Origin of the sequence: Bradyrhizobium sp. NP1, assembly GCF_030378205.1 — a bacterium.
Lineage (GTDB): Bacteria > Pseudomonadota > Alphaproteobacteria > Rhizobiales > Xanthobacteraceae > Bradyrhizobium.
On record NZ_CP127385.1, the window covers coordinates 4063994 to 4087427 of the forward strand.

Here is a 23434-nt window from a genome sequence, read left to right on the forward strand (position 1 = left end):
ATACGCCGAAACCGCCATGGGGACAACCGCTTAGCACGGTATCATTGAACTCTGACGACAACTGTGTCCGCGGCGCCCGTGGCGTCGATCACAGTGAGGCGGGCAAAGCCTGGACCGGGCGGATCGATCAGCCTTTGGCGGCGGCCGTCGATCTCGCCCACCGCCATGCCGTTGACCAGCATGGTCATCGGCAGCACGCCGCCGGCGACCCTGACCGGCATGGCTGCCGCCTCGCTGCCTGCCGAGCGGTCGACGTCAATCCGCGAGCCGTTCAGCGGGAACTGGATGTGCGGCGCCTGCTCGCCCCCGCTGCGCACGAGTTCCCCGATGGGGCGGAACCGGCGCAACGGCGGCGGCAGCTTGGTGTTGCTCGCGAGCAGCGCGCCCTTGGGCGGTCTGGGCAGCGGAACCGGAAGCTTGCCGGTCCGGGCAAAGGCGTCGAACAGGATCGGTGCGGCCGCCGCCCGGCCGATCAGACCGGGAACCGGTGCTCCGTCGGGGCGTCCGACCCAGACGCCGATGGTGATGCGGCCGTCAAAGCCGACGGACCAGGCATCGCGATAGCCGTAGCTGGTTCCGGTCTTAAAGGCGATCCGGTTGTGCACGCCGTTTTCCGGCGGCGGCGTGCCCATCAGCACGTTGCCCACCTGCCACGCCGCGACCGGGTCGAGCAGGCGCAGCGTGTCCCGCTCCTCGTTAGATGGAGTGACGATCTCGCGCAGCGGGCGCGTGTTGCCGAGCCGCGCCAGCCCGGCATAGAGCTGCGCCAGATCCCGCAGGGTGACGCCGACGCCCCCTAGCCCCATCGCAAGCCCCGGCGCTTCTTCTTTCGGCAGGACGAGATTGGCGCCCGCCTGCCTGATCCGCGACGCGAGCCGGCTGGTGCCGACGCGATCGAGCAAGGCGATCGCCGGCACGTTGAGCGAGAGCTGCAGCGCGCGCTTGACCGGCACCGTTCCCTGATAGGTCAGGTCGAAATTCTCCGGCGCATAGGAGCCGAAGCGGATCGGCCGGTCCTCGATCAGACTTTCCGGATGCACAAAGCCGTCCTCGAAGGCAAGGCCATAGATGAACGGCTTCAGCGTCGAGCCCGGCGAGCGCACCGCGCGCGTCATGTCGACCTGGCCGGCGCGGCTTTCGTCGAAATAGTCGGCCGAGCCGACATGGGCGATCACGTCGCCGCTCGCATTGTCGATCGCGATGATGCCGACGGAAATGTTTGGCCCCAGAGCCAGCGCGCGATCGCGCGCCAGCGGCTCCAGCACCTTCTGCAGGCTTGAATCCAGGGTCAGCCGGATCACGGGTGCATCCTTGATGATCGCGACCGCCTGATCGGACGCGTGCGGCGCCAGGATCGGCATCGGCTTGCGCAGCTTCGGCACTGGTACCGCCTTCGCCTGCACGGCGTCGTCAGCGGTGATGCGGCGCTCCTCGACCATGCGCTCCAGCACGCGGTCGCGCGCGGCGCGTGCCGCTAACGGATAACGGTCGAGCCGGCGGGTCTCCGGCGACTGCGGCAGCGCCACCAGGAGGGCTGCTTCCGCCAGCGACAGCCGTTTCGGCTCCTTGCCGAAATAGCCGAGGGTTGCGGCGCGAATACCTTCCAGATTACCGCCGAACGGCGCGAGCGCGAGGTAGAGATTGAGGATCTCGTCCTTGCTCATCTGCCGCTCGATCTCGATCGCGCGCACGATCTGGCGCAATTTCGCATAGACCGAACGCTGTCGCCGCGGCTCCATCAGACGCGCGAGCTGCATGGTGATGGTGGAACCGCCGGAAACGATGTGGCCGCGGGTGGCAAGCTGGAAGGCAGCACGCCCCAGCGCCAGCGGATCGACGCCGTGATGCGAATAGAAGCGCTGATCCTCGAAGGCGAGCAGAAGCTTCACATAGGTCGGATCGACATTAGCCTTCGCATCGACTGGCAGCCGCCAGCGGCCGTCGGCCATCGCATAGGCGCGGAGCAGCTTGCCGTTGCGATCGACCGTCGTGGTCGAGACCTCCCTCGCCTTCTCAAGCGGCAGCGGGCCGAGCGAGATCACCCAGCCCGCGAAGCCGACGATCGCAAGCACGGCGACGGCAGCGAGGATCGCTGCCAGCAGCTTGAGCCGCGGCCACCGACGCGCCTTGCCCGCCGATGGCGTTATGGTCACCACCTCGCTCATTTCGCCGCGCGCACCTCGACCGTGCCGGTGCCGGTGCGGCCGTAGCGCGAGGGATTGTACATGTCCTCGACATAGGCCTGCGGCAGCACATATTTGCCCGGCGATACCGCGCGCACGACATAGGCGACGGTGAACACCGACTTGGAGTCGGCGGCCCGGTCGATCGCCGCGGTGAAGCGGTCGTCGCGGAACTCGGTATTCTCCGGCTCCTCGCCATCCTCGATCCAGTCGAGCGTGCCGCTATCACCTGACGACACCAGATGCGGATTGTCGATCTCGAGGCCCGCAGGCAGATAGTCCGACACCATGATATGGGCGTACTCCGGCTTCGGCTCGGTGATCTTCAGCACCACCGCGAAGCGGTCGTTCTGCTTCGCCTTGCTGATGTCGGCCGGCTTGCCATCGAGCGTGAAGTAGTTGCGCTCGATCTTGAAGCCGTTGGCAGCGGCAGGCTCCGGCGTGACTGGCGAACCCGACACCGAAACCACGGCCTGCACCGGCGCGTCACCCGTGTTGGTGATCTTGATCGGCTTGCCGCTCAGCGCCTCCGCCTTGTAGCTGCGATAGAGCGCAGTCTTGACCGGCTGGCCGTCCAGATCGAGCGCGAGTGTCTCTTTCGCAAGCGCGCGCGCCGCCAGCACCATCCAGGCATTCTCCTGTGTGGAGGTGAATGGCGTCAGCCCGCGCGCGGCTTCGACCCGGGCCACCGCCTGCGTCAACGTCGCGCGCGGCGCATTGCCCTCGCCCGCCAGCGACACCAGGGCCGCCGCATCGCGCAGCGCCGAGCCGTAGTCGGTCCGGCCGAATTCGAGCACAGGCTTCGGCGCGAGGCTGTCGAGCGCGGCGGCATAGACGCGCTCGGCGCGGACGCGGTCGCCGACCATGGCAAGCGCCGCCGCAAGCTGCGACTTCGCGATCGGGGTCGCGAGGTTGTCCAGCTTGGTGTCGGCGAGATAGCGCAAATCGCCGATCGGAGCCGCGCCGTTGCGCGCGAGCACATAGAGGCCGTAGGCGAGATCGCGCCCGCCGTCCTTCTCCGGCTCGTTGGCGTTGACCACGGAATTGCGGATGCGGTCGAGCGCATTCTTGAACAGCACGTCCGGCACCACAAAACCCTTTTCCCGCGCGCGGGTCAGGAAATCCGTGACATAGGCATCGAGCCAGGCGTCATCGCCGCCGGCCGACCACAGGCCGAACGAGCCGTTCGAGCCCTGACGCGCCAGCAGGCGGTCGATCGCGTCGCGGATACGCTGATCGACCGCGGTGTCCATCGCGAGCTGCGCGGACGCCGCAAGGTCGTTGACGTAGAGCAGCGGCAGCGCGCGGCTCGTGATCTGCTCCGAACAGCCGTGCGGATAGCGGTCGAGCGCCTGCAGGATGGTTGCAGCGTCGAGCGCGCTCGACAGGCCGGCCGAGATCGAGACGCCGCCGGTGCCCGGCACCAGATCGGAGAACATGTCCGAGGTCAGCGTCAGGCTTTCGCCCTTCGCCAGCGTCCGGATCGAGCGGCGCGCCAGCACCTGCGTCGCGGGCTTGACCTCCAGCGCATAGTGCCGGGCCAGCGTGAGGCCTTCCGGTCCCCTGACCGCGACGTCGAACTGTGCGGTGCCGGCGCTGCCGGCGTCCAGCGCCAGCGACAGCGAGCTGCGCTGCCTGGCGGCGAGCTTCACGGTGCTCGATTCATTGCCGGAAACCTTCACCGGACCCGTCGCCTTCACGTCGATGGTGTAGTCGCCCGCCTTGCCTTCGACATTGTCGACCTCGAGGTTCATGGTGCCGCGGTCGCCGTTGAGCAGGAAGCGCGGCAGGGTCGCGGTCAGCACGACGGGGTCGCGCACCGTGACATCGGTCGTGGCGCGGCCGAGCTTGGTCGCAGTCCAGGCGATCGCCATCACCCGCGCGGTGCCGGCAAATTCCGGAATGTCGAAGCTGATTTCGGCGCTGCCGTCGGAAGCGACCGTCACGATGCCCGAATAGAGCGCGAGCGGCTTTTGCGTGGGCGGCGAGCCCTGCAGCTCGCCACCGGAATCACCGCCGGACTTGATCGCACCGCGCGTGCCCTGCATGCCGTCGATTAGTTGCCCGTAAAGATCACGGATCTCCGAGGTGAGACGACGCTGACCGAGATAGTAATCGTCAGGCGCCGGCGGCTTGTAATTCGTGAGGTTGAGGATGCCGACGTCGACGGCGGCGACCACGACCTTGGCGTCCTCGCCGGGATTGAGCCCGGACAGCTTGACCGGAATCTTCAGGGTCGCGTTCGGCCGCACCAGCGCCGGCGGCGAGAGCTTCACCTCGAGCGTCCGCGTCTTCTTGTCGATGCCGAACCATTTCAGCCCGATGGCGCGACCCGGCATGCGCTGGGCCGCCGCGTCGAGCGGCCGGCGCAGCGTGGTCACGACGTAGGCGCCGGTGCCCCAGTCCTTGCCGACGGGAATCTTGACCTGCGCGGTGCCTTCCTTGACGCTGATGGTCTGCGTGGTCAGGAGCCGGTCGCCGACCACGTTGACGGTCAGCCGGCCGGCAGTGCGGGCATTGACCGACACCGTCATGGTGTCGCCGGACTGGTATTCCGGCTTGTCGATCGAGGTCTCCAGGAGGTCCGGCGTGTCGGAGCTGCCATCGGAATACCAGCCGACGTCGAACTGCACCGAGGTCAGCGGACCATCGGCGTCACCGGACTTGACGTCGAGGCGATAGCGGCCCGGCTCCGGCGAGAACGAAATTCGCGACGGCTTGTCGGCGGCGATCGCCAGATCGCCGTCGGCGACGCGCCGCGTCGACTTGACCGGCTCGTACTCCCAATAAGAGTTCTGCCGATACCACTGATAGCGGGATTCCAGCTTGAGCAGCTCGTAGCGCAGGCCGCTGCGCGCCAGCGTGTTGCCCTCGGGACTTGCGAACACGACGTCAAACTCGGCCTTGTCGCCTTCGGCGACGTTCTTGTCGCCGAACAGCGGCTTGACGCCGATCATCGCGTTCGTCGGCACCACCGGCAGCACCAGCTTGCGCTCGACCGCGCGGCCACCGGCTTCCGCCATGCGGATGAAGATCTGCGCCTCTTGGGGCCGCGTCGATTCCGGCGGCTTGGGCAGGCTGACCGGGAAGGTTGCGACGCCATTGGCATCGGCCTCCGGCAGATTCTCGATCGGCGTGCGTTCGTTGGAAGTGGTTTCCTCGTCGGCGACGCCGAACTGATAGCCGGCGAAGCCCGGCCGGCCGGCGGCCGGCGCGACCAGCATGTCACCCTCGAGCTGCAGGCCCGAGGCCGGCGCGCCATAGAGGAAATGCCCGTCGGCCTTCAGCTCCACAGGAGCGTCAGCTTTGATCTGCTTGTCCTTGGAAGTTAAATCGAATTCGATCCGGTCGGGAACGTAGTCCTCGACCATGAAAGTGGTCTCGCCGACCGAATTGCCCTTCGGGTCGGTGAATGCGCGGACGCGCCAGGTCCCGGTCGGCACCGCCGAATTCAGGGGCACCGCGAGCGAACGGCCGCCGGCGCCCTGGTCGGCCAGCACGGCACGGCGGAATTCGACGCCATCGGGCCGCTCGATGACGAGCGTCAGCGGCCCGCCCGTGACCGCATTGCCCTGCCCGTCGCGCAACAGCGCGGTCAGGTACACCGTTTCATTCGAGCGATAGACGCCGCGCTCGGCATAGACAAAGGCATCGGCAGCGCCGGCAGGCACCTCGCGGCCGGCGACGCCGCGATCAGACAGGTCGAACGCATTCGATTTCAGGCTGAGGAACGCGTAGTCGGTCTTCTCTCCGGTCACCGTGAGCAGTGCCGGCGACAGTCCGCCCTCGCCGCGCGCCAGTCCCGTCTCGAACAGCACATGGCCGGACTCGTCGGTCTTGCGGGTCGCCAGAATCTCGTTGTTGCGCGCGATCAGCCGAACGTCCGCGCGCGCGACCGGATCGGTCGAAGCCAGCGAATTGACGAAGACATGGATGCCGTCATTGCCGGAGAACGCGGCGATGCCGAGATCGGACACGATGAACCACTGGGTCGCAAGCTGCCCGTCATCGTCGCTGGACGGAGCCTTGGGCGCCGCGGTCATGACATAGACGCCCGGCTGCAGATCGCCGAGCGCCTGGTCGACGGGGAATGCGGTCGTGACTTCCTGGTTCAGCGTGGTCGCGGTCGCAAGCTCGCCGGTCCAGACCTTGGCGCCGCGCTCGTCGCCGAGATCGGAGAGCTGATAGCGACTCAAGGTGCGCTGGAAGTCGCTGTCGATCACCGTGTTGATCAGGTTGCGGTCGCCGATCCGGAACACGTTCACGGTCACCGCCGGGGTGTTGACGCTGACCAGCGGAATGCCGCGCTGGCCGGTGCGCGGCAGCACATAGGCGCGCCCGGTGAAGCGTACGAACGGCTTGCGGTCGCGCACATAGATGTTGAACTCGGCCGATTTCGGCAGGCCTTCCTTCACCGACGACGGCAGGCCGGCGCGCAGGTTGATATTGTAGCGCTCGCCATGCTTGAGCCCGTCGACGCAGAGCTGCTTGGCTTCCGAGGAAAGCGCCGGCTTGTCGGTGCCGGCGAGCGCGATGAAGGGCGAAAAATCCGTGCGCTTGGCTAGCTCTTCGGAGAACTGGAAGCAGGCCCGCGGCGAGGCCGAATCGGAATCCACGGTGTAGTCGAGCAGCCGGAAGCCGTGCTCGTCGCGCAGCTTCTCGTACTGGCCACGGACATCGGCGACCTCGCGCAGGTCGAGCGACATCCGCAAAGCATCCAGCGCCGGGCGCCACAATTTGCGGTCGGCGAATGCGCGGCCGAGCACCGCGAGCGCATCGGCCTCCTCGCCCGGATTGCCCGCACGCTGATAGGCGATATAGGCCGCGGTCGAGGCGCGCTCGAGGAAGAAGGTCTGCTCGCTCGAGGTCGCGGTCCTGATCTGCAGGATGCTGCGCGCAAGGCGGAGCCAGTTGCCGCTGTCCTCAGGAGCCGTGGTGGCGATCTGCCCGAGAATCTGCAAGCCGCTGCGGAAATCGTTGCGCTTGAAGGCGGCATCCGCGTCATTGCGCAAGGTGGCCACGGGTTTTGCGACGACGCCGGCCTCGCTCTTGATCTGGGCCTCGAGCTTGATGGCGGAATCCGCAAGATCGTCGCGCTTGAAGGCCTTGTCGGCGGCCTCAGCGGAGGTGAGCCCGAGCACCAGCGTTGCGCAAAGTGCGAGAGCGCGGACCAAACCGATCATGACGGAACTCCTGGGGGACGGCAGCCAACGGCCGCCTTTGAGAAGGGCGCGAAATGGTGACGGACTCAAGGCATACGAAAGCACGAACGAGAACCTCGCATGCGATAGACCACCGGAAAGACACGTGGTCAGCATGGTGCTACCGGCGGGCTGCGCAGCCGCCGTTTCGCTTAGTCGCTCTGGCTGAGGAACGGGTTCGGGAGGACTTTCCGGAAGCAGCGGATTTTTCATTCCCGCAGTGCTAGAAAGCGCGAAGCGATCACTTCGCGAAATGCGGTCCCATAGCTCAACTGGATAGAGTAGCGGATTTCTACTCCGCGGGTTGCAGGTTCGAGTCCTGCTGGGATCGCCAATCTTTTCAATTACTTAAACAGAATAAATAAAACCAAATCTGGAATCGCTTCAAGCGATCGGCAGCTCGCGCAGCGCTAGGGCCGCACGGTCTGCCCACAAACAAAAAGGCCCCCGGTTAGCGGGGGCCTTCTGTTTTTAAACGGCGTCCTTGGCGGCCTTGACCGGCCTTGCGCGGACGATCTTCCGGGCGGGCTTCGCCTTGAACATCATCTCTTCGCCGGTGAACGGGTTGGTGCCCTTGCGCGCCTTGGTCGCCGGCTTCTTGACGACGACGAACTTGGCGAAGCCCGGAACGAGGAACACCCCGTTCTTCTTCAGCTCCTTGTGGCCGACGTCGGTGAGGGTTTCCATGACGTTCTTGACGTCGCGCTTGGAAAGCTCGGTGGACGTCGCAATTTTTTCAATCAACTGCGACTTGGACAATTGTGTAGGCATCGTGTCTCCTCTGATTCGTGCCGGAGTGACAATAGACGACGCCGCGAGACTCGCAGAGCCTTCTGCAACAGAATTGTGGGTTTTTACCGAAGATTTCCACTTGTCCGGCGCTCGAACCCCTATTTTTAAGGCCAAAATCAATAGCCCCGGCCTCGGCCGGGGCTTTTTCGCGGTAAATCGGCGGGGTTCGCGCGGCCGATCAGGAGCCGCAGGACCAGACGCGCGGGGCAATCGGCGCCTGGTAGGTCCCGGCCGGCGCACCATCTCGACGCTCTCGCGGGGGCATGTTGCGGCGCGACGCGCTCGTCGGCGACGCCCTCGGGCGCGACCACCACGGTCTGCGGCACCATCATCGTGCGAGACTGCGCTGGCGTACTGAGTGCCGCCATGCGGTAGCGACGGCCTCGCATATATAAAGAAAGCGCGGGATCGCTCCCGCGCTCTCTATCTCCTTCAAGCGCTCTGTTGTCAGTAGCAGGCGCGCTGATCGACCATCGCATATTGGCCGGACGGATAGCGGTAGTAGCAGTTGCCCTGCGAGAAATAGTAGCCGGGCCGCGATGCAGCCGTGGCGCCGACGATCGCACCGGTGGTGCCGCCGACCAGCGCACCGGCCGCCGCGCCGCTGGCGCGCCCGGTCAGGAGCCCACCGAGCAGGCCGCCGACCACGGCGCCGCCGATGGCGCCGGCAGCAGGATTCGGATCTTCCGGCGGCGGTGGAGGCGGCGGCGCGTAACCGGCCTGCGGCGGCGGATAGGCCCCGGGCGGCGGCCCGTAGGCGTCGACCGGGATATCGTCCGCATAGTCCTCGGAGATATAGGTCGGCGGGCCGTCCATCGCCTGCGGATAATAGTACCAGACGCCGCCGACATCCCACCACCAGCCGTCTCGGCCATCGTGCCGCTCGTGGCGCCAGCGGCCACCTTCCCAGGCGACGCGGCCGCGGTACGGATTGCCGCCATAGACGTGTGCACTCGGCGCGCCGCGATAGAAGCGCGCATCCGCCGGCGCTCCCCTGCCCGCACCCGCGCCCGGCGGACGTCCCGGCACGGCATCAGCGGCCCGCGGCCCCTGCATGGCGGCCCTCGGCGGTGCCTTCGGCGCCTGCGCGGCCGGCCTTTGCGGCTGCGGCTGGTGCGGGACGCTATCGACCTGCGCCTGCGCGGACAGCGCAAACAGTGCCATCGCCGACGCCAAGGGCGTGACGATCGTCAATCGGCTGGACGCCTTCATTGTTGCTAATCCCCTTCTCAATCGGACCTCGAAGCCTAGCCCGCATGCTGCGTCACCGACGCAGCCGGGAAAGCTGGCCCGCCTGCCGCGGCTTGTCTCGTTACAAATCAGCAAGATCAAGGCAATTATGTCATTCCTCAGGCGGGGGCCCGCCCGGCCGCCGCCCTATCGGGCCGGCTCGATCACATTGCAATTGGTCCGCCCCGACATCAGGCAGTCCTGCAGCTTGCTTGCGGCCGTCAATTGATGCGCAAGCCAGACGCCGACGGCCAGCAGCGCGACCGCGACGATCAAGCCAACGAGCGCGCCGCGGCGGTTGTCACCCGACCCGGGCTTGCTCATCTGAAAAAATCCGGTGGAAATGCCACGCGGCCGTTCTATCACGCAAGGCTATCCGCTCAACCCCCGGCGAGGCGGACACGGCGTTTCCTTCCGCACGCTCTCAACCACGGGCTCGATCTGCGAGATCTTGGTGCAGGACGTCCAGAACAGCGACGTGCTACAACGCCATTCCGGGCCGAGTGCGTCATTCGAGCTCTGGCTTGGGTTGGCCAGGGCAAATGAAAGCGCGGCCACCGCGGCGGTCGACGCCACGGCCGTCGCGACCAAACCGAACTTCCTGGCAGTCCACGACGTGGTGGTCATTTGATTAACCTCGTTCCAGCTGCGCAGGACAATAGAAGCGAGCCATGCATTCCTCTGTGAGGAAATTCACACTACAGCATGGTTATTTGGTAGCGCTGCAGCGTAACCGCCTGTACATCACTCGCGATTGTGAGCATCACGCATTCATCGCGTGAGCGTGATACAGCCGATCACAAACCCAACCGATCAGGATCAACAGAGGACGACGACGTCAGGCCGTTCAATGAGTGGATTTAAGGAACCCGGCTTCGCAGACCGGCAAAAAGCCGCCCAACGGGCGAAGCAAAGTCTCATGAGCAAGTTCCGCGCCCAGCCGGGGCCCGACGACCCCGAGGTCGCCAGGCGCCGCGCCGAGCGCGAGGCCATTGCCGTGAAAAAGGCCGAGGCCAAGGCGGCCCGCGAGGCCGCCAGGGCCGAGCAGCAGCGCCGCGAGGAAGAGGCTGCCGCGCAGGAAGCTGTCCGGATCGAGCGCGAAAGGCAGGAAGCCACCGAGCGGCTGGCGGCGCTCGAGGCCGAGCAGAAGGCCAAGCGCGACGCCCGCTACGCGGCGCGCAAGGCGCGCGGCAAGAGGAAGTAACGGCGTCACGGGAGCGCGCCAGTCGCGCCCCCGAGATCAGTCGTTCCGCCATCAGGCATCAAGCGCCGGAACCCCGATGCGCAAATTGCGCATCGGGGGGAAATCCCGGGACTCTCGGTTGCGCACGATTGCGGATCACAGCTCCGGCGGAGCCCGTGATCGGGCCGCCCTTCGGCCGACCCGAGGGCGCACGCCCATTGGACCCGTGCTGGAACGACCTTCGATCAGTTCTTCTTCATGCCGTCGTCTTTCTTCATGCCGTCCTTCGACATCGTGTCCTTCGACATCGTGTCCTTGGACATCGAGTCCTTGGACATGGTGTCTTTCGACATGGTGTCCTTCTTCATGCTGTCCTTGGACATCGTGTCTTTCTTCATGCCGTCATCCTTGCCCATCTTGTCCTGGGCAAAAGCTGCGGGCGCAAGCGCCAGGCTGAGCGACAGAGCGGCAGCGGAGACGCCGAGCGCGATGCGGGTACGAATGGTCATGGCTGTTCGTTCCTTTTTGAAAAACCGATGTGGGCGCGACCGGGGGTGAATGCGATTTTGGGCCGCCCTGATCAGGACGGCGCGGCGCCGGTGTTGTTACAGGCCGAGCAAAAATATTTTCCGGCCGTCGGCCTGCGTGGGCTCTCTTTGGGGTTGATGGGATGGGTTCGACACAATTTCGCCCGCGAAGCGCGTGTTAGTGCGGCCGCACATTCGGAGGATGGGCCTGGGTGTGCGCTGCAGCAAATCGCGACTATTCGCCTACAGAAATTCGCCGGTCACCCCGGCTAGACTGCGCGCAAAGACCGGCCCAAAGACCCGATCCAAGGTCATCGAGGGGAGTTTTCATGCTTACACGCCGCCACGTCATCGCATCCGCGCTTGCCGCACCCGCCATCCTGCGCCTGGGAGTGGGGACCGCGCACGCCGCAACCACGCTGAAGATCTCGCATCAGTTTCCCGGCGGCACCATCGACAAGGGAGATTTTCGCGATCGGCTGTGCCGGATGTTTGCGGCCGAGGTGAACAAGCGCTCCGGCGGCGATATCACCGCCGAGATCTATCCGAACTCCTCGCTGATCAAGACCAACGCGCAATTCGCGGCGATGCGCAAGGGTGCGCTCGACATCAGCCTCTACCCGATGCCCTATGCCGGCGGCGAATTGCCGGAGACAAATATCGGCCTGATGCCGGGTCTGGTTGCGACCTACGATCAGGGCCTGCGCTGGAAGAAGGAGCCGGTCGGCAAGGCGCTGACCGACTTCCTCGCCGACAAGGGCATCATCCTGCTCACCTGGGTCTGGCAGGCCGGCGGCGTCGCCAGCCGCTCCAAGCCGATCGTTGCGCCGGAGGACGCCAAGGGCATGAAGGTGCGCGGCGGCTCGCGCGAAATGGACATGGTGCTGCAGACCGCCGGCGCCTCGGTGCTCTCGGTGCCCTCGAACGAAATCTATGCCGCGATGCAGACCGGCGCGTGCGACGCCGGCATCACCTCCTCCACCAGCCTGATCTCGTTCCGCCTCGAGGAAGTCTCGAAGGCGCTGACCTCGGGCGCCGGCGCCTCCTACTGGTTCATGCTGGAGCCGCTGATGATGTCGAAGTCGATCTTCGACGGCCTGCCGAAGAAGCACCAGGACATCATCCTCGCCGTCGGCACCGAGCTCGAAGTGTTCGGCAAGAAGGGCGCGCAGGACGACGATATCGAGGTCGCCAAGGTCTATGAGAAGGCCGGTGCCAAGATCTCTAATCTCGACATCGCGACCGTCAACAAGTGGCGCGACATCGCCCGCGACACCGCCTGGAAGGACTATGCGGCCAAGACCGCGACCGCGGCCAACCTGTTGAAGCTCGCCTCCGACGTCTCCGCATGATGCACGGTCCGCTTCCGGATCGTGACGACCTCGCAACCGCCGCCCCGGGCAACAGGCTCGTGGCGGCGGTCGAGCATGGCCTTGCGATTCTCAATCAGGTCATCCTGGTGCTGGCGGCGCTCGCGCTGATCGCGGCCTGCGTGATCCTGAGCTACAGCGTGCTCGGCCGCGCGCTGTTCCATGCCGCCAATTACTGGCAGGACGAAGCCGCGGTGTTTCTGCTGGTCGGCGCGACCTTCATGACATCAGCCTATGTGCAGGCGAACCGTGGCCATATCGGCATCGAGGCCTTTGTCGGGCTGCTGTCACCGACGGCAAACCGCATCCGGCTATGGCTGGTCGACCTCGCAACACTGGCGTTCTGCACCTTCTTCACCTGGAAATCATGGACGCTGGCGCACGAGGCCTATGTCGACGGCCAGGTTTCCAATTCGATGTGGTCGCCGCCGCTCGCGATCCCGTACGGGCTGATGGCCTGCGGCATGACACTGCTGTGCCTACAGATCCTGCTCCAGGTCGTGGCGCCGCTGACCGGAGCCGCACGGCGATGACGGTGTTCGGCATTGGCATCTCCTACGGCCTTGCGACGCTGTTTGCGATGTTCTCGGGTATGCCCATTGCATTTGCCCTGGGCGCCGTCGCGGTCGTGTTCATGGCCATCTACATGCCCGCAGCCTCGCTCGATACAGTGACGCAGAACGTCTACGAGGAGATGGCCTCGATCACGCTCCTGTCGATCCCGCTGTTCATCCTGAAGGGCGCGGCGATCGGCAAGTCGCGCGCGGGGCAGGACCTCTACTCGGCGCTGCATGTCTGGCTGCATCGCGTGCCCGGCGGGCTCGGGGTCGCCAACGTGTTCGCCTGCGCGCTGTTCGCCGCAATGGCCGGCTCCTCGCCCGCGACCTGCTCGGCGATCGGCTCGGCGGGCATTCCCGAAATGCGCAAGCGCGGTTATTCCGGCGGCTTCGCGGCCGGCATCATCGCCGCCGGCGGCACGCTCGGCATCCTGCTGCCGCCTTCGATCACCATGATCCTGTTCGCGGTCGCCGCCGAGAAATCGCTCGGCCGGCTGTTCCTCGCCGGCATCGGGCCGGGCCTCCTGCTCGTCACGCTGTTCGGCGCCTATGCGGTGGTCCGCTTCCGGCAGGAATATGCCGCGGCCCAACTGGCCTACGAGAAGGGCGGCACGACCTCCGCGATCCTGACGCAGGACGACTTCACGCTCGCCGAGCGCTTCAGCATGCTGCCGCGGGTCATTCCCTTCGTGCTCCTGCTCACCGGCGTGATGATCGCGCTGTACGGCGGCTACGCGACGCCGTCGGAGACCGCGGGCCTTGGCGGCCTGTTGGCGCTGGCGCTGATCGCCATGATCTACGGCGTGTGGCGGCCGAGCGACCTTTCGCCGATCCTCAAATCGACGATCCGCGAATCCACCATGCTGATGATGATCATCGGCATGTCGCTGCTCTATTCCTACGTGATGAGCTATCTGCACATCTCGCAATCGGCGGCCGAGGCCATCGTGGCGATGCACCTGCCGCGCTGGGAACTGCTGGCGGCGATCCTGGTGATGGTGGTCGTGCTCGGCTTCTTCCTGCCGCCGGTCTCGATCATCCTGATGACCGCGCCAATCATCCTGCCACCGCTGCGCGCGGCCGAATTCGACATCATCTGGTTCGGCATCGTCATGACGATCGTCATGGAGATGGGCCTGATCCACCCGCCGGTGGGCCTCAACATCTTCGTCATCCGCAACGTCGCGCCCGACATCCCCTTGAGCGAGGTGATCTGGGGCACGCTGCCGTTCGTGCTCTTGATGATGGCGGCGGTGCTTGTCTTGTGCTTCGTGCCGGAGATCTCGACCGCGCTGCCCAACCTGGTGATGGGCCCGGACGGGGGACGGTAAAGGCGATTAGCGAATAGAATTCTCTATTCGCTACTCCTTACTCGCAGCTCGCTTCTTGGCATTCAGCGCCGAGGCAACACGGCTGAGCGGCGGGCGGCCGATCAGCTTGCTCATCGTGTCGGTCGCCTCCAGCAGCCTGTCCATGTCGACGCCGGTTTTAATCCCCATGCCCTCGAGCATGTAGACGACATCCTCGGTCGCGACGTTGCCGGTGGCGCCCGGCGCATAGGGGCAGCCCCCGAGCCCGCCGGCCGCGGAATCGATCACGCGGATCCCCTCCTCCATGCCGGCATAGAGATTGGCAAGCGCCTGGCCGTAAGTGTCGTGGAAATGCATCGCAAGCGCGCGCGCAGGTACATCCGCCGCGACTGTTCGCAACATCGCCCGCGCCTTGGCCGGCGTGCCGACGCCGATGGTATCGCCAAGCGAGATCTCGTAACAGCCGAGCTCCCACAGCCGCTTTGCGACATCTGCGACCGCACGTGGCTTCACCTCGCCGTCATAGGGACAGCCGAGCACGCAGGAGACGTAGCCGCGCACCCTCACGCCGTCGGCCTTGGCACGCAACAGAACCGGTCTGAACCGCTCGATCGACTCTGCAATGGTGCAGTTGATATTGGCGCGCGAAAAGCCTTCCGAGGCCGAGGCGAACACCGAAACTACCTTGGCGCCGGCGGCGCGCGCCGCGTCATAGCCCTTCTCGTTCGGCACCAGCACGTGGAATTCGCCGCGAAGATGGCTGACGCCGCGCAGCACCTCGTCCGAACCCACCATCTGCGGGATCGCCCTGGGCGAGACGAAGGCGCCGACCTCGATCGTGGAAAGCCCCGCGCCAACCAGCGCCTCGACGAATTTGATGCGGTCGGCGACGCTGACCGGCGTCTTCTCGTTTTGCAGGCCGTCGCGCGGCCCCATTTCGATGATGCGAACGGTATCCGTCATCATGGCCTCACGCGACGCATCTGTCAGGACTCAATGGGCTCGACCTCGGCGAGCTCGACGCCCTCGCCGACGATGTCGCCGACCTTGCATTTGAGCTTCTTGAGCACGCCCGCGTAAGGCGCGCGCAGGGTCTGCTCCATCTTCATGACCTCGAGGGTCAGGATCGGCGCGCCCTTCTCGAGGGTAGCGCCCTCCTCCGCCATCAGCGCCACGACGGTACCGGGAAGCGGCGCCACGATCTTGTCCTCGCCGACATGCTCCTCGGTCTCGCCGCCGAACGGATCGACCCAGTGCAGGTCGAAGCGGCCATTGCGGGTGCGCAAATAAAGCTCATGGCCATCGACGACGGCGAAGACCTTCGATTTGACGCCGTCAAGCGTCAGATCGATCGCGCCGTCCTCAGCCGCCGCAAGACCGAAGGCCAGCTCACGCCCGTCGATCAGAACCGCCGCTGGCCCGTTTCCATAGCGAAGCACGAGCTTGCGCTCGGCGCCCTGGCCCTGCCGGAATGAAAACGTGCGCTGCCGCCGCCCAACCGGCATCCAGCCGAATGCACGCCAAGGCGATTGCGCATCCGCCCGGGTCGCTTTTTCTTCCGCTTCGAGGATGGCAGCCACCGCCCCGCAAAGCTCGAGGTCGCCAACGTCGGCGGCCGCAGGCGTCAGCCTGCCGAGTTCACGCTCGATGAAGCCGGTGTCGATCGCATTCGCGGCGACGTCGGGGTGGGTGACCAGCGCCGACAGGAAGGGAATATTGGTGACGACACCGCGGATGTCGGTGTCCTCAAGCGCGCGATTGAGCTTCTCGATCGCCGCCTGCCGCGTCGGCGCCCAGGTGATGACCTTGGCGAGCATGGCGTCGTAATAGGGCGAGACCTGATCGCCCGCGCGGTAGCCAGCGTCGATGCGCAAGCCGTTCACCGGCTCCGGCGTGTGCCAGGTCGTGATGCGCCCGACCGACGGCATGAAATTCTTGGCCGGATTTTCCGCGTAGACGCGGGCCTCGATGGCATGGCCGTTCAGCCTGAGCTGATCCTGCGTCAGCGGCAGCTGCTCGCCGAAGGCGACCCGCAACTGCCATTCCACGAGATCGACGCCGGTGATCAGTTCGGTCACGGGATGCTCGACCTGCAGGCGCGTGTTCATCTCGATGAAGAACACGTCCTTGCCGTCGGAGACGAACTCGATGGTCCCGGCGCCGACATAATTGACGGCACCAGCCGCTTTCCGTGCAGCGGCGCAGACCGCCTCGCGCTGCTTCTCGTCGAGGGTGGGCGACGGCGCCTCCTCGATCACCTTCTGGTGGCGACGTTGCAGCGTGCATTCGCGCTCGAACAGCGACAGCAGATTGCCGTGGCTGTCGCCGATCACCTGCACCTCGATGTGCCGGGGGGTGTCGACATATTTCTCGATCAGCATGCGGTCGTCGCCGAACGCAGCCTTGGCCTCGCGCTTGGCGCTGACGATCGCGGCCGCAAGCTCGGCCGCCGCACGCACCACCCGCATGCCGCGCCCGCCGCCACCGGCGGAAGCCTTTACCAGCACCGGATAGCCGATCCTGTCGGCGGCATTCTGCAAGGTCGCCTCGTCCTGCGCCTCGCCGTGATAGCCTGGTACCAGCGGCACGCCGGCTTTTTCCATCAGCGCTTTCGAGCCGGACTTCGAACCCATCGCGTTCATCATCGCGGGCGTGGGCCCGACGAAGACGAGACCGGCATCGGCGCAGGCTTGCGCAAACTCGGCGTTCTCCGACAGGAAGCCGTAGCCGGGATGCACGGCCTCCGCCCCGGTCTTCCTCGCCGCCTCGATGACGCGGGCGATATCGAGATAGCTGTCGCGCGCCCGCGCCGGCCCCAACAGCACGGCATCGTCGGCGGCTGCGACATGCATGGCGTCGCGATCGGCCTCGGAATAGACCGCGACCGTGCGCAGGCCCATGGCCTTGGCGGTGCTGATGACGCGACAGGCGATCTCGCCGCGGTTGGCGATCAGGAGCGTGCGAAACCGCCGATAGAGTTGGGAAGACGCCATCGTCACATCCTGAACAGGCCAAACTTGGTGGGCTCGATCGGCGCGTTCGCCGCAGCCGACAGGCCAAGGCCAAGCACGAGGCGGGTGTCGGCCGGATCGATCACGCCGTCATCCCACAGCCGCGCCGTGGCGTAATACGGATTGCCCTGGCTTTCGTATTGCGCGCGGATCGGCGCGCGGAACTTGTCTTCCTCCTCAGCCGACCAACTCTCGCCCTTGGCCTCGATGTTGTCGCGGCGGACCTGACTCAGCACCATGGACGCCTGCTCGCCGCCCATCACGGAGATGCGCGCATTCGGCCACATCCAGAGGAAACGCGGGCTGTAGGCGCGGCCGCACATGCCGTAATTGCCGGCGCCGTAGGAGCCGCCGATCACGACGGTGAATTTCGGCACGCCGGCGGTCGCGACCGCCGTCACCAGCTTGGCGCCGTCCCGCGCAATGCCGCCCGCCTCGTATTTCCGGCCGACCATGAAGCCGGTGATGTTCTGCAAGAACACCAGCGGAATCTGGCGCTGGCAGCACAATTCGATGAAATGCGCCCCCTTGAGCGAGCTTTCGGAAAACAGGATGCCGTTGTTGGCGATGATGCCGACCGGATAGCCCCAGATATGGGCGAAGCCGCAGACCAGCGTCGTGCCATAGAGCTTCTTGAACTCGTCGAATTCGGACCCGTCGACGATGCGCGCGATGATGTCGTGGACGTCGAAAGGCTTGCGCCCATCGGCGGACACGACGCCGTAGATCTCGTCGGCCGCAAACGACGGCTCGCGCGGCTCGCGCATGTTGAGCGCCGCCGGCTTCGGCTGTTTCAGGGTCGCAACGATACGGCGCGCGATCCCGATCGCATGCGCATCGTTCTGCGCGTAGTGGTCGGTGACCCCGGACTGGCGCGAATGCACGTCGGCGCCGCCGAGCTCTTCGGCCGACACCACCTCGCCGGTCGCGGCCTTCACCAGCGGCGGGCCGCCGAGGAAGATCGTGCCTTGATTCCGCACGATGATGCTCTCGTCGGACATCGCCGGCACATAGGCGCCGCCCGCCGTGCAGGAACCCATCACGATCGCGATCTGCGGAATGCCCTGCGCCGACAGCTGCGCCTGGTTGTAGAAGATGCGGCCGAAATGCCGCTCGTCCGGAAAGATCTCGTCCTGCAGCGGCAGGAAGGCGCCGCCGGAATCAACCATATAGACGCAAGGCAGGTTGTTCTGCCGCGCCACGTCCTGCGCGCGCAGGTGCTTCTTCACCGTCATCGGATAGTAGGTGCCGCCCTTGATGGTGGCGTCATTGGCGACGATGACGCATTCGCGGCCCGATATCCGCCCAATACCCGTGACGATGCTCGCCGAATGCACGTCGCCACCGTAGAGATCATGGGCCGCAAGCGGCGACAATTCGAGGAAGGCGGTGCCGGGATCGACCAGGAGATCGACGCGCTCGCGCGCCAGCATCTTGCCGCGTGCGGTGTGCCGCGCCCGCGACGCCTCGCCGCCGCCCTCGGCGACCTGGCTCAGCTTGTCGCGGAGCTCCGCGACCAGGCTGCGCATCGCCTCGGCATTGTGCGCGAATTCGGAGGATTTCGGATCGATCGTCGAATGAAGCAGCATGGTCCGCGTTTCTTCGCTGATTGCCGGCAATACGTTCAAGACAACAGGGACAGGCCTCGGCAGGTCGGCCGACAGTCTGTAGCATTTTTGCCGCGACGTGTCCCGGCCATGGGCAGCACCGGTGCGTCCATCGATCGTGCCCAGCCGCCGCTCGCTCTCGGCGCCGTCGCTGGCGAATATCGGGCCATGTTCTCCGTCGGCTCCCTGTCCAGGATTGAAGAGCACGAAAGGCACTTTGGAATTAAACAATCATACGTTTTTAAATTGCCTTGGCAAGGGGGACCAAATTCAGCTTGTCTCCAGCGTCCAGCGCATTGAAATTTCTATTGTTTTGTGCGATAAACATACGGTCGTTTGCTTTTTTATCGACCGCTACCCCCAATTTACCGAGGCTCGCGATGGCGCGCACGATCGGCTCCTACGGCCCCAAGACGCTCGAGGCGATCCGCAAGGCCGGCATCCGTCTCATCTTCGCGCACGGCTACGAGGCGATGAGCCTGCGTCAGCTCGCCGCCGAGGTCGGCATCCAGGCCGGTTCGCTCTACAACCACATCAGCACCAAGCAGGAGCTGCTGTTCGACCTCGTGCAGGATCACATGAACGAGCTCTTGCGCCAGCTCGATCGCGCGCTGCAGGGAAAGCAGCGCCCCGACGACAAGCTGCGCGCCTTCGTCGCCTTCCACGTCACCTACCACATGACGAAAAAGCGCGAGGTCTTCATTGCCAACTCCGAGCTGCGGAGCCTGGAGCCGAGAAACTATGAGGCGATCGTGGCGCTGCGCGGCGCCTATGAGGGACGGCTTTCGGACATCCTGGCCGATGGGGTCGCGGCGGGCGTCTTCGACGTCATCGACATCAAGGTTGCGACATTCGCGATCATCGCGCTGCTCACCGGCATTTGCAGCTGGTACCGGCCCGGGGGGCGCCTCACGCGGGAGGCGATCATCGCCACTCACGAACAGCTCGTGCTATCGGGCGTCGCCGCGCCCTCGGCAGCCCCTCGGGTACGGGCCAGGCGGAAGCCGGCACGGAGCGCGGTGGCCGGCTAGCGCGTCCGGAACGGCAAAGCGGTCGCAGAGAAGGTGCGGATGATGGAACGCCAGCCACTCGACGACGTCGATCTTAAAATCCTGTCGGAGCTGCAGAGGGACGGACGCCTTCGCAACAACGAGCTCGCAAGCCGCGTCGGCATCTCTCCCCCGCCCTGCCTGCGCCGCGTCCGATCGCTGCTGCGCCGCGGCATCATCCGGGCGATCCGGGCCGTCCTCGACGAAAGACAGCTCGGATACGAAGTGGTTTCGTTCGTATCGATCCAGCTCAAGACCCAGGCCCAGGCCGCGCAGCAGGCGTTCGAGGCGGTGATCGCGGCCGCGCCGCGGATCCTGCAGTGCTGGCGGATTTCGGGCGATGCCGACTATCTGCTCAAATGCGTCGCGCCGAGCGTGGAGGACATGCACCAGCAGCTCCGGCAGTTCGCCGCCATGCCGCAGGTACTCACCATCAGAAGCTTTCCGGTGCTGGGCTTGGCCAAGGACGCGCAGCTGCCGATGCCGGCAGATCTAGGGCCCCGACGCTAGCGCGCCGCTTCCAGCATCGGCTCCGGGGAAGCGAACTTCTGGCTACCCCACTAGAAGCCTATATTTGCTGGTGGTCCCTTGATTCTAACATGCGCAAACATGCCTCTCAAAACGGGAGGCGAATGCTGGAATGGGACCACTAGTGGGTCCAGGGCTCGCCGCGCCGGAAGGAGAAATTGTCGGCATAGGCGGCCTGGCGGCGGATCGGCTCCTTCGGCTCGAAGACCTGGTAGGGAATGCCGCGGCGCTCGCAATAGGCCACCGCCTCCTCCTTGGTGTCGAAGCGCAGGCTGAGCTGCTGCTTCATGTCGCCCGACGAGGTCCAGCCCATCAGCGGCTCGACGGCGCGCGGCTGCTCCGGCTCGTAGTCGAGCCGCCATTCCCGGGTTGACGCCTTGCCCGATTGCATCGCGTTTTTGGCGGGCTTAAAAATGCGTGCGGTCATGGATGGTCGGGCCTCGTGAGCTATGAGACAGTGGAAGCGTGGTCGGAACGGCCGGGATAGGATAGAGACACCTTTCAGACATTTTGAGCGGTGATTCCCTGCCCCGGCTGCCCAGGCGACCGGTATAGTCACTAAGCCGCGCTGTGACAATCTTGGCCGTGGCGCGGTCCATCGAATGCATCACGTCGAAGGCGCCCATGAAAATCAATGCCACGCTGCCCGAAAAAGGACGCGACCTCCGGCTGGACCTGTTTCGCGGGGTCGCCAACTGGGCGATCTTCCTGGATCACATCCCCGACAACGTGGTGAACTGGATCACCACGCGCAATTACGGCTTTTCCGACGCCGCCGACCTGTTCGTCTTCATATCCGGCTATACCGCCTCCTTCGTCTATGCGCGGATGATGCTCGAGCGCGGTTTCATCGTCGGCGCGACGCGCCTGACCAAGCGGGTCTGGCAGCTCTACGTCGCCCACATCATCCTGTTCGTGATCTATATCGCCGCCATCAGCTATCTGGCCCTGCGCTTCGGCGATTCCGAGATCATCAACGAGTTCAACGTCGCGGGCCTCGTCGACAACGCGACCGAGACGCTGCGCCAGGGCCTGTTCCTGCGCTTCAAGCCCGTCAACCTGGACGTGCTGCCGCTCTACATCGTGCTGATGGGACTGTTTCCGCCGGTGTTGTGGATCATGCTGCGCCAGCCCAACTGGACCATGCTGGCCTCGATCGTGCTGTGGCTCGTGGCGCGGCATTTCGGCTGGAATTTCACCGCCTATCCGGCCGGCGCGTGGTACTTCAACCCGTTCTGCTGGCAGGTGCTGTTCGTATTCGGCTCCTGGTGCGCACTCGGCGGCGCCCGACGATCGGTGGCGATCATCGAGTCGCCGATCACGCTGTGGCTCTGCGTCGCCTATCTGATCTTCGCGCTGATCATGACCATGGCCGGCCGCTTCCCGGACTTTGGCGCGATGTTCCCGCACTGGCTGTATTCGGCCTTCAACCCGAACGACAAGACCAATCTCGCTCCGTACCGTTTCGTCCACTTCGTGGTGATCGTGATCATGGTGATCCGCTTCATCCCGAAGGACTGGGCGCCGCTGGAGTGGAAAATTTGCGATCCCCTGATCGTCTGCGGCCAACAGTCGCTCGCGGTGTTCTGCGTCGGCGTGTTCCTGTCGTTCGTCGGCCATTTCGAGCTGATGCTGAGCTCCGGCTCGCTGTTCGCGCAGATCTTCGTCAGCATCACCGGCATCGCCATCATGACGACGGTCGCCTACTACATCTCCTGGTCGAAACGGCAGGACAAGCCGCTGCCCAAGGCGCCCGCGCCGGCGAAGGCAGGCTGAGCCGGCGCGCCTCAGCGGCCTGACGGCTTCGGCGGCCCGGCGCCCTTGCCGGCCGCGGCCTTTGACGCCGCCCCGGATTTGGGCTTCGGCGCCGCCACCAGCCGGCCCTGCGAAGCGATATCACCCCAGCGTGTCGACCAGCGCAGAGCGGCAGTATCGGGAGCGGGCGTTCGCCGGATATTGGCTTCGCGTCGCGGCCCTTGCAGCGCAAACATCGCTTGCTGCGGATCGATGCATCGCGCCATCCAGCCGCCGTCGGGCAGTTCGATCGGGCCCTGGAACACCTCGCCGCCTCCCGACCGCACCCGCGCCATGGCCTCGTCGAGGTCGCCGACGTTGAAATAGTAAAGCCAGAACGGCGCCGGCACGCTGGGAAGCTTGTTGAACATGCCGCCGAGAGGCTGCCCGCCAACGGCGAACATCCGATAGGATTCAACCGGGCCGGTCCTTGCCGCAGCAGCCTCCCAACCGAACAGTTCCCGATAGAACACGAGCGACTCAGCGGCATCGACCGCCAGCAACTCGTGCCAGCCGACGCGTCCAGATTGGCTCAATTGCGCAAGGCGCGTTTCGCCGTAGCGCAACCCGCTGACGACCGCGAGGGTCGCCGCTTGCGGATCTGCGAGAACAGAAATGCGGCCGATATTGCTGTCATTCGGCGGCACGAAAACGACGCCACCAAGGCGCTTGACTTGCGCGACGCAGGTGTCGACGTCTTCGACCGCGACATAGCCGATCCAGCGCGGCGTCGCCCCTTGCTTGCGTCCCTCGGGCGGCAGATCCATCACCCCACTCACGGGAACCTGCTCCGCCGTGAGCAGACTATAGGTCAAGCCCGGCGTGGATGCGTCCCGCGTGCCCCAGCGCATGATGCTTCCGTAAAAGCGGCTGGCGGCTGCGACGTCCGTCGTCAGAAGCTCATACCAGACGAAGTGCCCACGATGACCCATCACGCCGAAACTCCTAGCGCACATCGCGCATCTGCACCAAAGCCTCGCCTTGCGCGTCGCGAAATTGTCGCAAGCGGCTGCGCATCCGCGACGATGATGAACGCGTTCATCAAGATGAATATAGTCTGAACATCGCGTCGCATGATCGTGTGGAGGAGCA

The 23434-nt window shown here is 65.3% G+C and carries 20 protein-coding genes and 1 tRNA gene; 9 read left to right on the forward strand and 12 right to left on the reverse strand.

Annotation, left to right across the window (positions count from 1 at the left end):
• Window positions 1-41 precede the first annotated feature (41 nt).
• Together pbpC and QOU61_RS19570 are read right to left on the reverse strand one after the other, a co-directional pair.
• Complete coding sequence (pbpC, locus tag QOU61_RS19565) at window positions 42-2165, reverse strand: penicillin-binding protein 1C (RefSeq protein WP_289652841.1); 2124 nt, start codon at window positions 2163-2165, stop codon at window positions 42-44.
• Window positions 2162-7366 carry an alpha-2-macroglobulin family protein gene (locus QOU61_RS19570; protein ID WP_289652843.1) on the reverse strand — a complete coding sequence of 1735 codons (5205 nt, stop codon included), beginning with the start codon at window positions 7364-7366 and terminating at the stop codon, window positions 2162-2164. The genes pbpC and QOU61_RS19570 overlap by 4 nt, the downstream gene beginning before the upstream one ends.
• A gap of 275 nt (window positions 7367-7641) precedes the next feature.
• Between QOU61_RS19570 and QOU61_RS19575 the strand changes: the two genes are divergently transcribed.
• Window positions 7642-7718: transfer RNA gene (locus QOU61_RS19575), tRNA-Arg, on the forward strand.
• Window positions 7719-7855: 137 nt separating this feature from the next.
• Here the strand turns inward: QOU61_RS19575 and QOU61_RS19580 are convergent.
• The 3 genes from QOU61_RS19580 to QOU61_RS19590 all read right to left on the reverse strand — a co-directional run bounded on the left by QOU61_RS19580 (window position 7856) and on the right by QOU61_RS19590 (window position 9730).
• A complete protein-coding gene (locus QOU61_RS19580; protein ID WP_289652844.1) occupies window positions 7856-8155 on the reverse strand; it encodes an HU family DNA-binding protein in 300 nt (99 codons plus the stop codon).
• Window positions 8156-8623: 468 nt separating this feature from the next.
• Complete coding sequence (locus QOU61_RS19585) at window positions 8624-9388, reverse strand: hypothetical protein (protein WP_289652845.1); 765 nt, start codon at window positions 9386-9388, stop codon at window positions 8624-8626.
• A gap of 165 nt (window positions 9389-9553) precedes the next feature.
• The gene (locus tag QOU61_RS19590) at window positions 9554-9730 is read right to left on the reverse strand and encodes a hypothetical protein (protein ID WP_289652846.1); all 177 of its coding nucleotides are present in this window, start codon (window positions 9728-9730) and stop codon (window positions 9554-9556) included.
• A 13-nt stretch (window positions 9731-9743) separates the two neighbouring features.
• Between QOU61_RS19590 and QOU61_RS19595 the strand changes: the two genes are divergently transcribed.
• Window positions 9744-10037: a hypothetical protein gene (locus QOU61_RS19595; RefSeq protein WP_289652847.1), complete on the forward strand. Its 294-nt coding sequence runs from the start codon at window positions 9744-9746 to the stop codon at window positions 10035-10037.
• A gap of 219 nt (window positions 10038-10256) precedes the next feature.
• Complete coding sequence (locus tag QOU61_RS19600) at window positions 10257-10610, forward strand: DUF6481 family protein (RefSeq protein WP_289652848.1); 354 nt, start codon at window positions 10257-10259, stop codon at window positions 10608-10610.
• Window positions 10611-10834: 224 nt separating this feature from the next.
• Here QOU61_RS19600 and QOU61_RS19605 read toward each other — a convergent pair whose 3' ends face one another.
• Entirely contained in the window at window positions 10835-11098 is a 264-nt protein-coding gene (locus QOU61_RS19605; RefSeq protein WP_289652849.1) for a pentapeptide MXKDX repeat protein, read from the reverse strand.
• Between the two features lie 347 nt (window positions 11099-11445).
• Between QOU61_RS19605 and QOU61_RS19610 the strand changes: the two genes are divergently transcribed.
• From QOU61_RS19610 to QOU61_RS19620, 3 genes are read left to right on the forward strand one after another with little or no spacing between them, the layout of a single operon-like run.
• On the forward strand, window positions 11446-12468 hold the full coding sequence (locus tag QOU61_RS19610) for a TRAP transporter substrate-binding protein (protein WP_289652850.1): 1023 nt from the start codon (window positions 11446-11448) through the stop codon (window positions 12466-12468).
• Window positions 12465-13019, forward strand: a complete 555-nt coding sequence (locus QOU61_RS19615) for a TRAP transporter small permease (RefSeq protein ID WP_289652851.1) — start codon at window positions 12465-12467, stop codon at window positions 13017-13019. The genes QOU61_RS19610 and QOU61_RS19615 overlap by 4 nt, the downstream gene beginning before the upstream one ends.
• The gene (locus QOU61_RS19620; RefSeq protein WP_289652852.1) at window positions 13016-14374 is read left to right on the forward strand and encodes a TRAP transporter large permease; all 1359 of its coding nucleotides are present in this window, start codon (window positions 13016-13018) and stop codon (window positions 14372-14374) included. The genes QOU61_RS19615 and QOU61_RS19620 overlap by 4 nt, the downstream gene beginning before the upstream one ends.
• A gap of 30 nt (window positions 14375-14404) precedes the next feature.
• On the opposite strand, the gene QOU61_RS19625 is transcribed toward QOU61_RS19620, so the two are convergent.
• The 4 genes from QOU61_RS19625 to QOU61_RS19640 all read right to left on the reverse strand — a co-directional run bounded on the left by QOU61_RS19625 (window position 14405) and on the right by QOU61_RS19640 (window position 19362).
• Window positions 14405-15316: a hydroxymethylglutaryl-CoA lyase gene (locus QOU61_RS19625; protein ID WP_289652853.1), complete on the reverse strand. Its 912-nt coding sequence runs from the start codon at window positions 15314-15316 to the stop codon at window positions 14405-14407.
• Window positions 15317-15339: 23 nt separating this feature from the next.
• A complete protein-coding gene (locus QOU61_RS19630) occupies window positions 15340-17346 on the reverse strand; it encodes an acetyl/propionyl/methylcrotonyl-CoA carboxylase subunit alpha (RefSeq protein ID WP_289652854.1) in 2007 nt (668 codons plus the stop codon).
• Between the two features lie 2 nt (window positions 17347-17348).
• Window positions 17349-18953, reverse strand: a complete 1605-nt coding sequence (locus QOU61_RS19635) for a carboxyl transferase domain-containing protein (protein ID WP_289652855.1) — start codon at window positions 18951-18953, stop codon at window positions 17349-17351.
• A 259-nt stretch (window positions 18954-19212) separates the two neighbouring features.
• Complete coding sequence (locus QOU61_RS19640; protein WP_289652856.1) at window positions 19213-19362, reverse strand: hypothetical protein; 150 nt, start codon at window positions 19360-19362, stop codon at window positions 19213-19215.
• Between QOU61_RS19640 and QOU61_RS19645 the strand changes: the two genes are divergently transcribed.
• Both QOU61_RS19645 and QOU61_RS19650 read left to right on the forward strand, forming a co-directional pair.
• Window positions 19352-20002, forward strand: a complete 651-nt coding sequence (locus QOU61_RS19645) for a TetR/AcrR family transcriptional regulator (protein ID WP_289652857.1) — start codon at window positions 19352-19354, stop codon at window positions 20000-20002. The two genes, QOU61_RS19640 and QOU61_RS19645, sit on opposite strands and share 11 nt — an antisense overlap.
• A gap of 39 nt (window positions 20003-20041) precedes the next feature.
• The gene (locus tag QOU61_RS19650) at window positions 20042-20530 is read left to right on the forward strand and encodes an Lrp/AsnC family transcriptional regulator (RefSeq protein WP_289652858.1); all 489 of its coding nucleotides are present in this window, start codon (window positions 20042-20044) and stop codon (window positions 20528-20530) included.
• 139 nt (window positions 20531-20669) lie between these two features.
• Here QOU61_RS19650 and QOU61_RS19655 read toward each other — a convergent pair whose 3' ends face one another.
• Complete coding sequence (locus QOU61_RS19655) at window positions 20670-20975, reverse strand: ETC complex I subunit (RefSeq protein ID WP_289652859.1); 306 nt, start codon at window positions 20973-20975, stop codon at window positions 20670-20672.
• A gap of 197 nt (window positions 20976-21172) precedes the next feature.
• Between QOU61_RS19655 and QOU61_RS19660 the strand changes: the two genes are divergently transcribed.
• A complete protein-coding gene (locus QOU61_RS19660; protein ID WP_289652860.1) occupies window positions 21173-22324 on the forward strand; it encodes an OpgC domain-containing protein in 1152 nt (383 codons plus the stop codon).
• 11 nt (window positions 22325-22335) lie between these two features.
• On the opposite strand, the gene QOU61_RS19665 is transcribed toward QOU61_RS19660, so the two are convergent.
• Entirely contained in the window at window positions 22336-23274 is a 939-nt protein-coding gene (locus tag QOU61_RS19665; RefSeq protein WP_289661617.1) for a VOC family protein, read from the reverse strand.
• Between the last annotated feature and the right edge of the window lie 160 nt (window positions 23275-23434).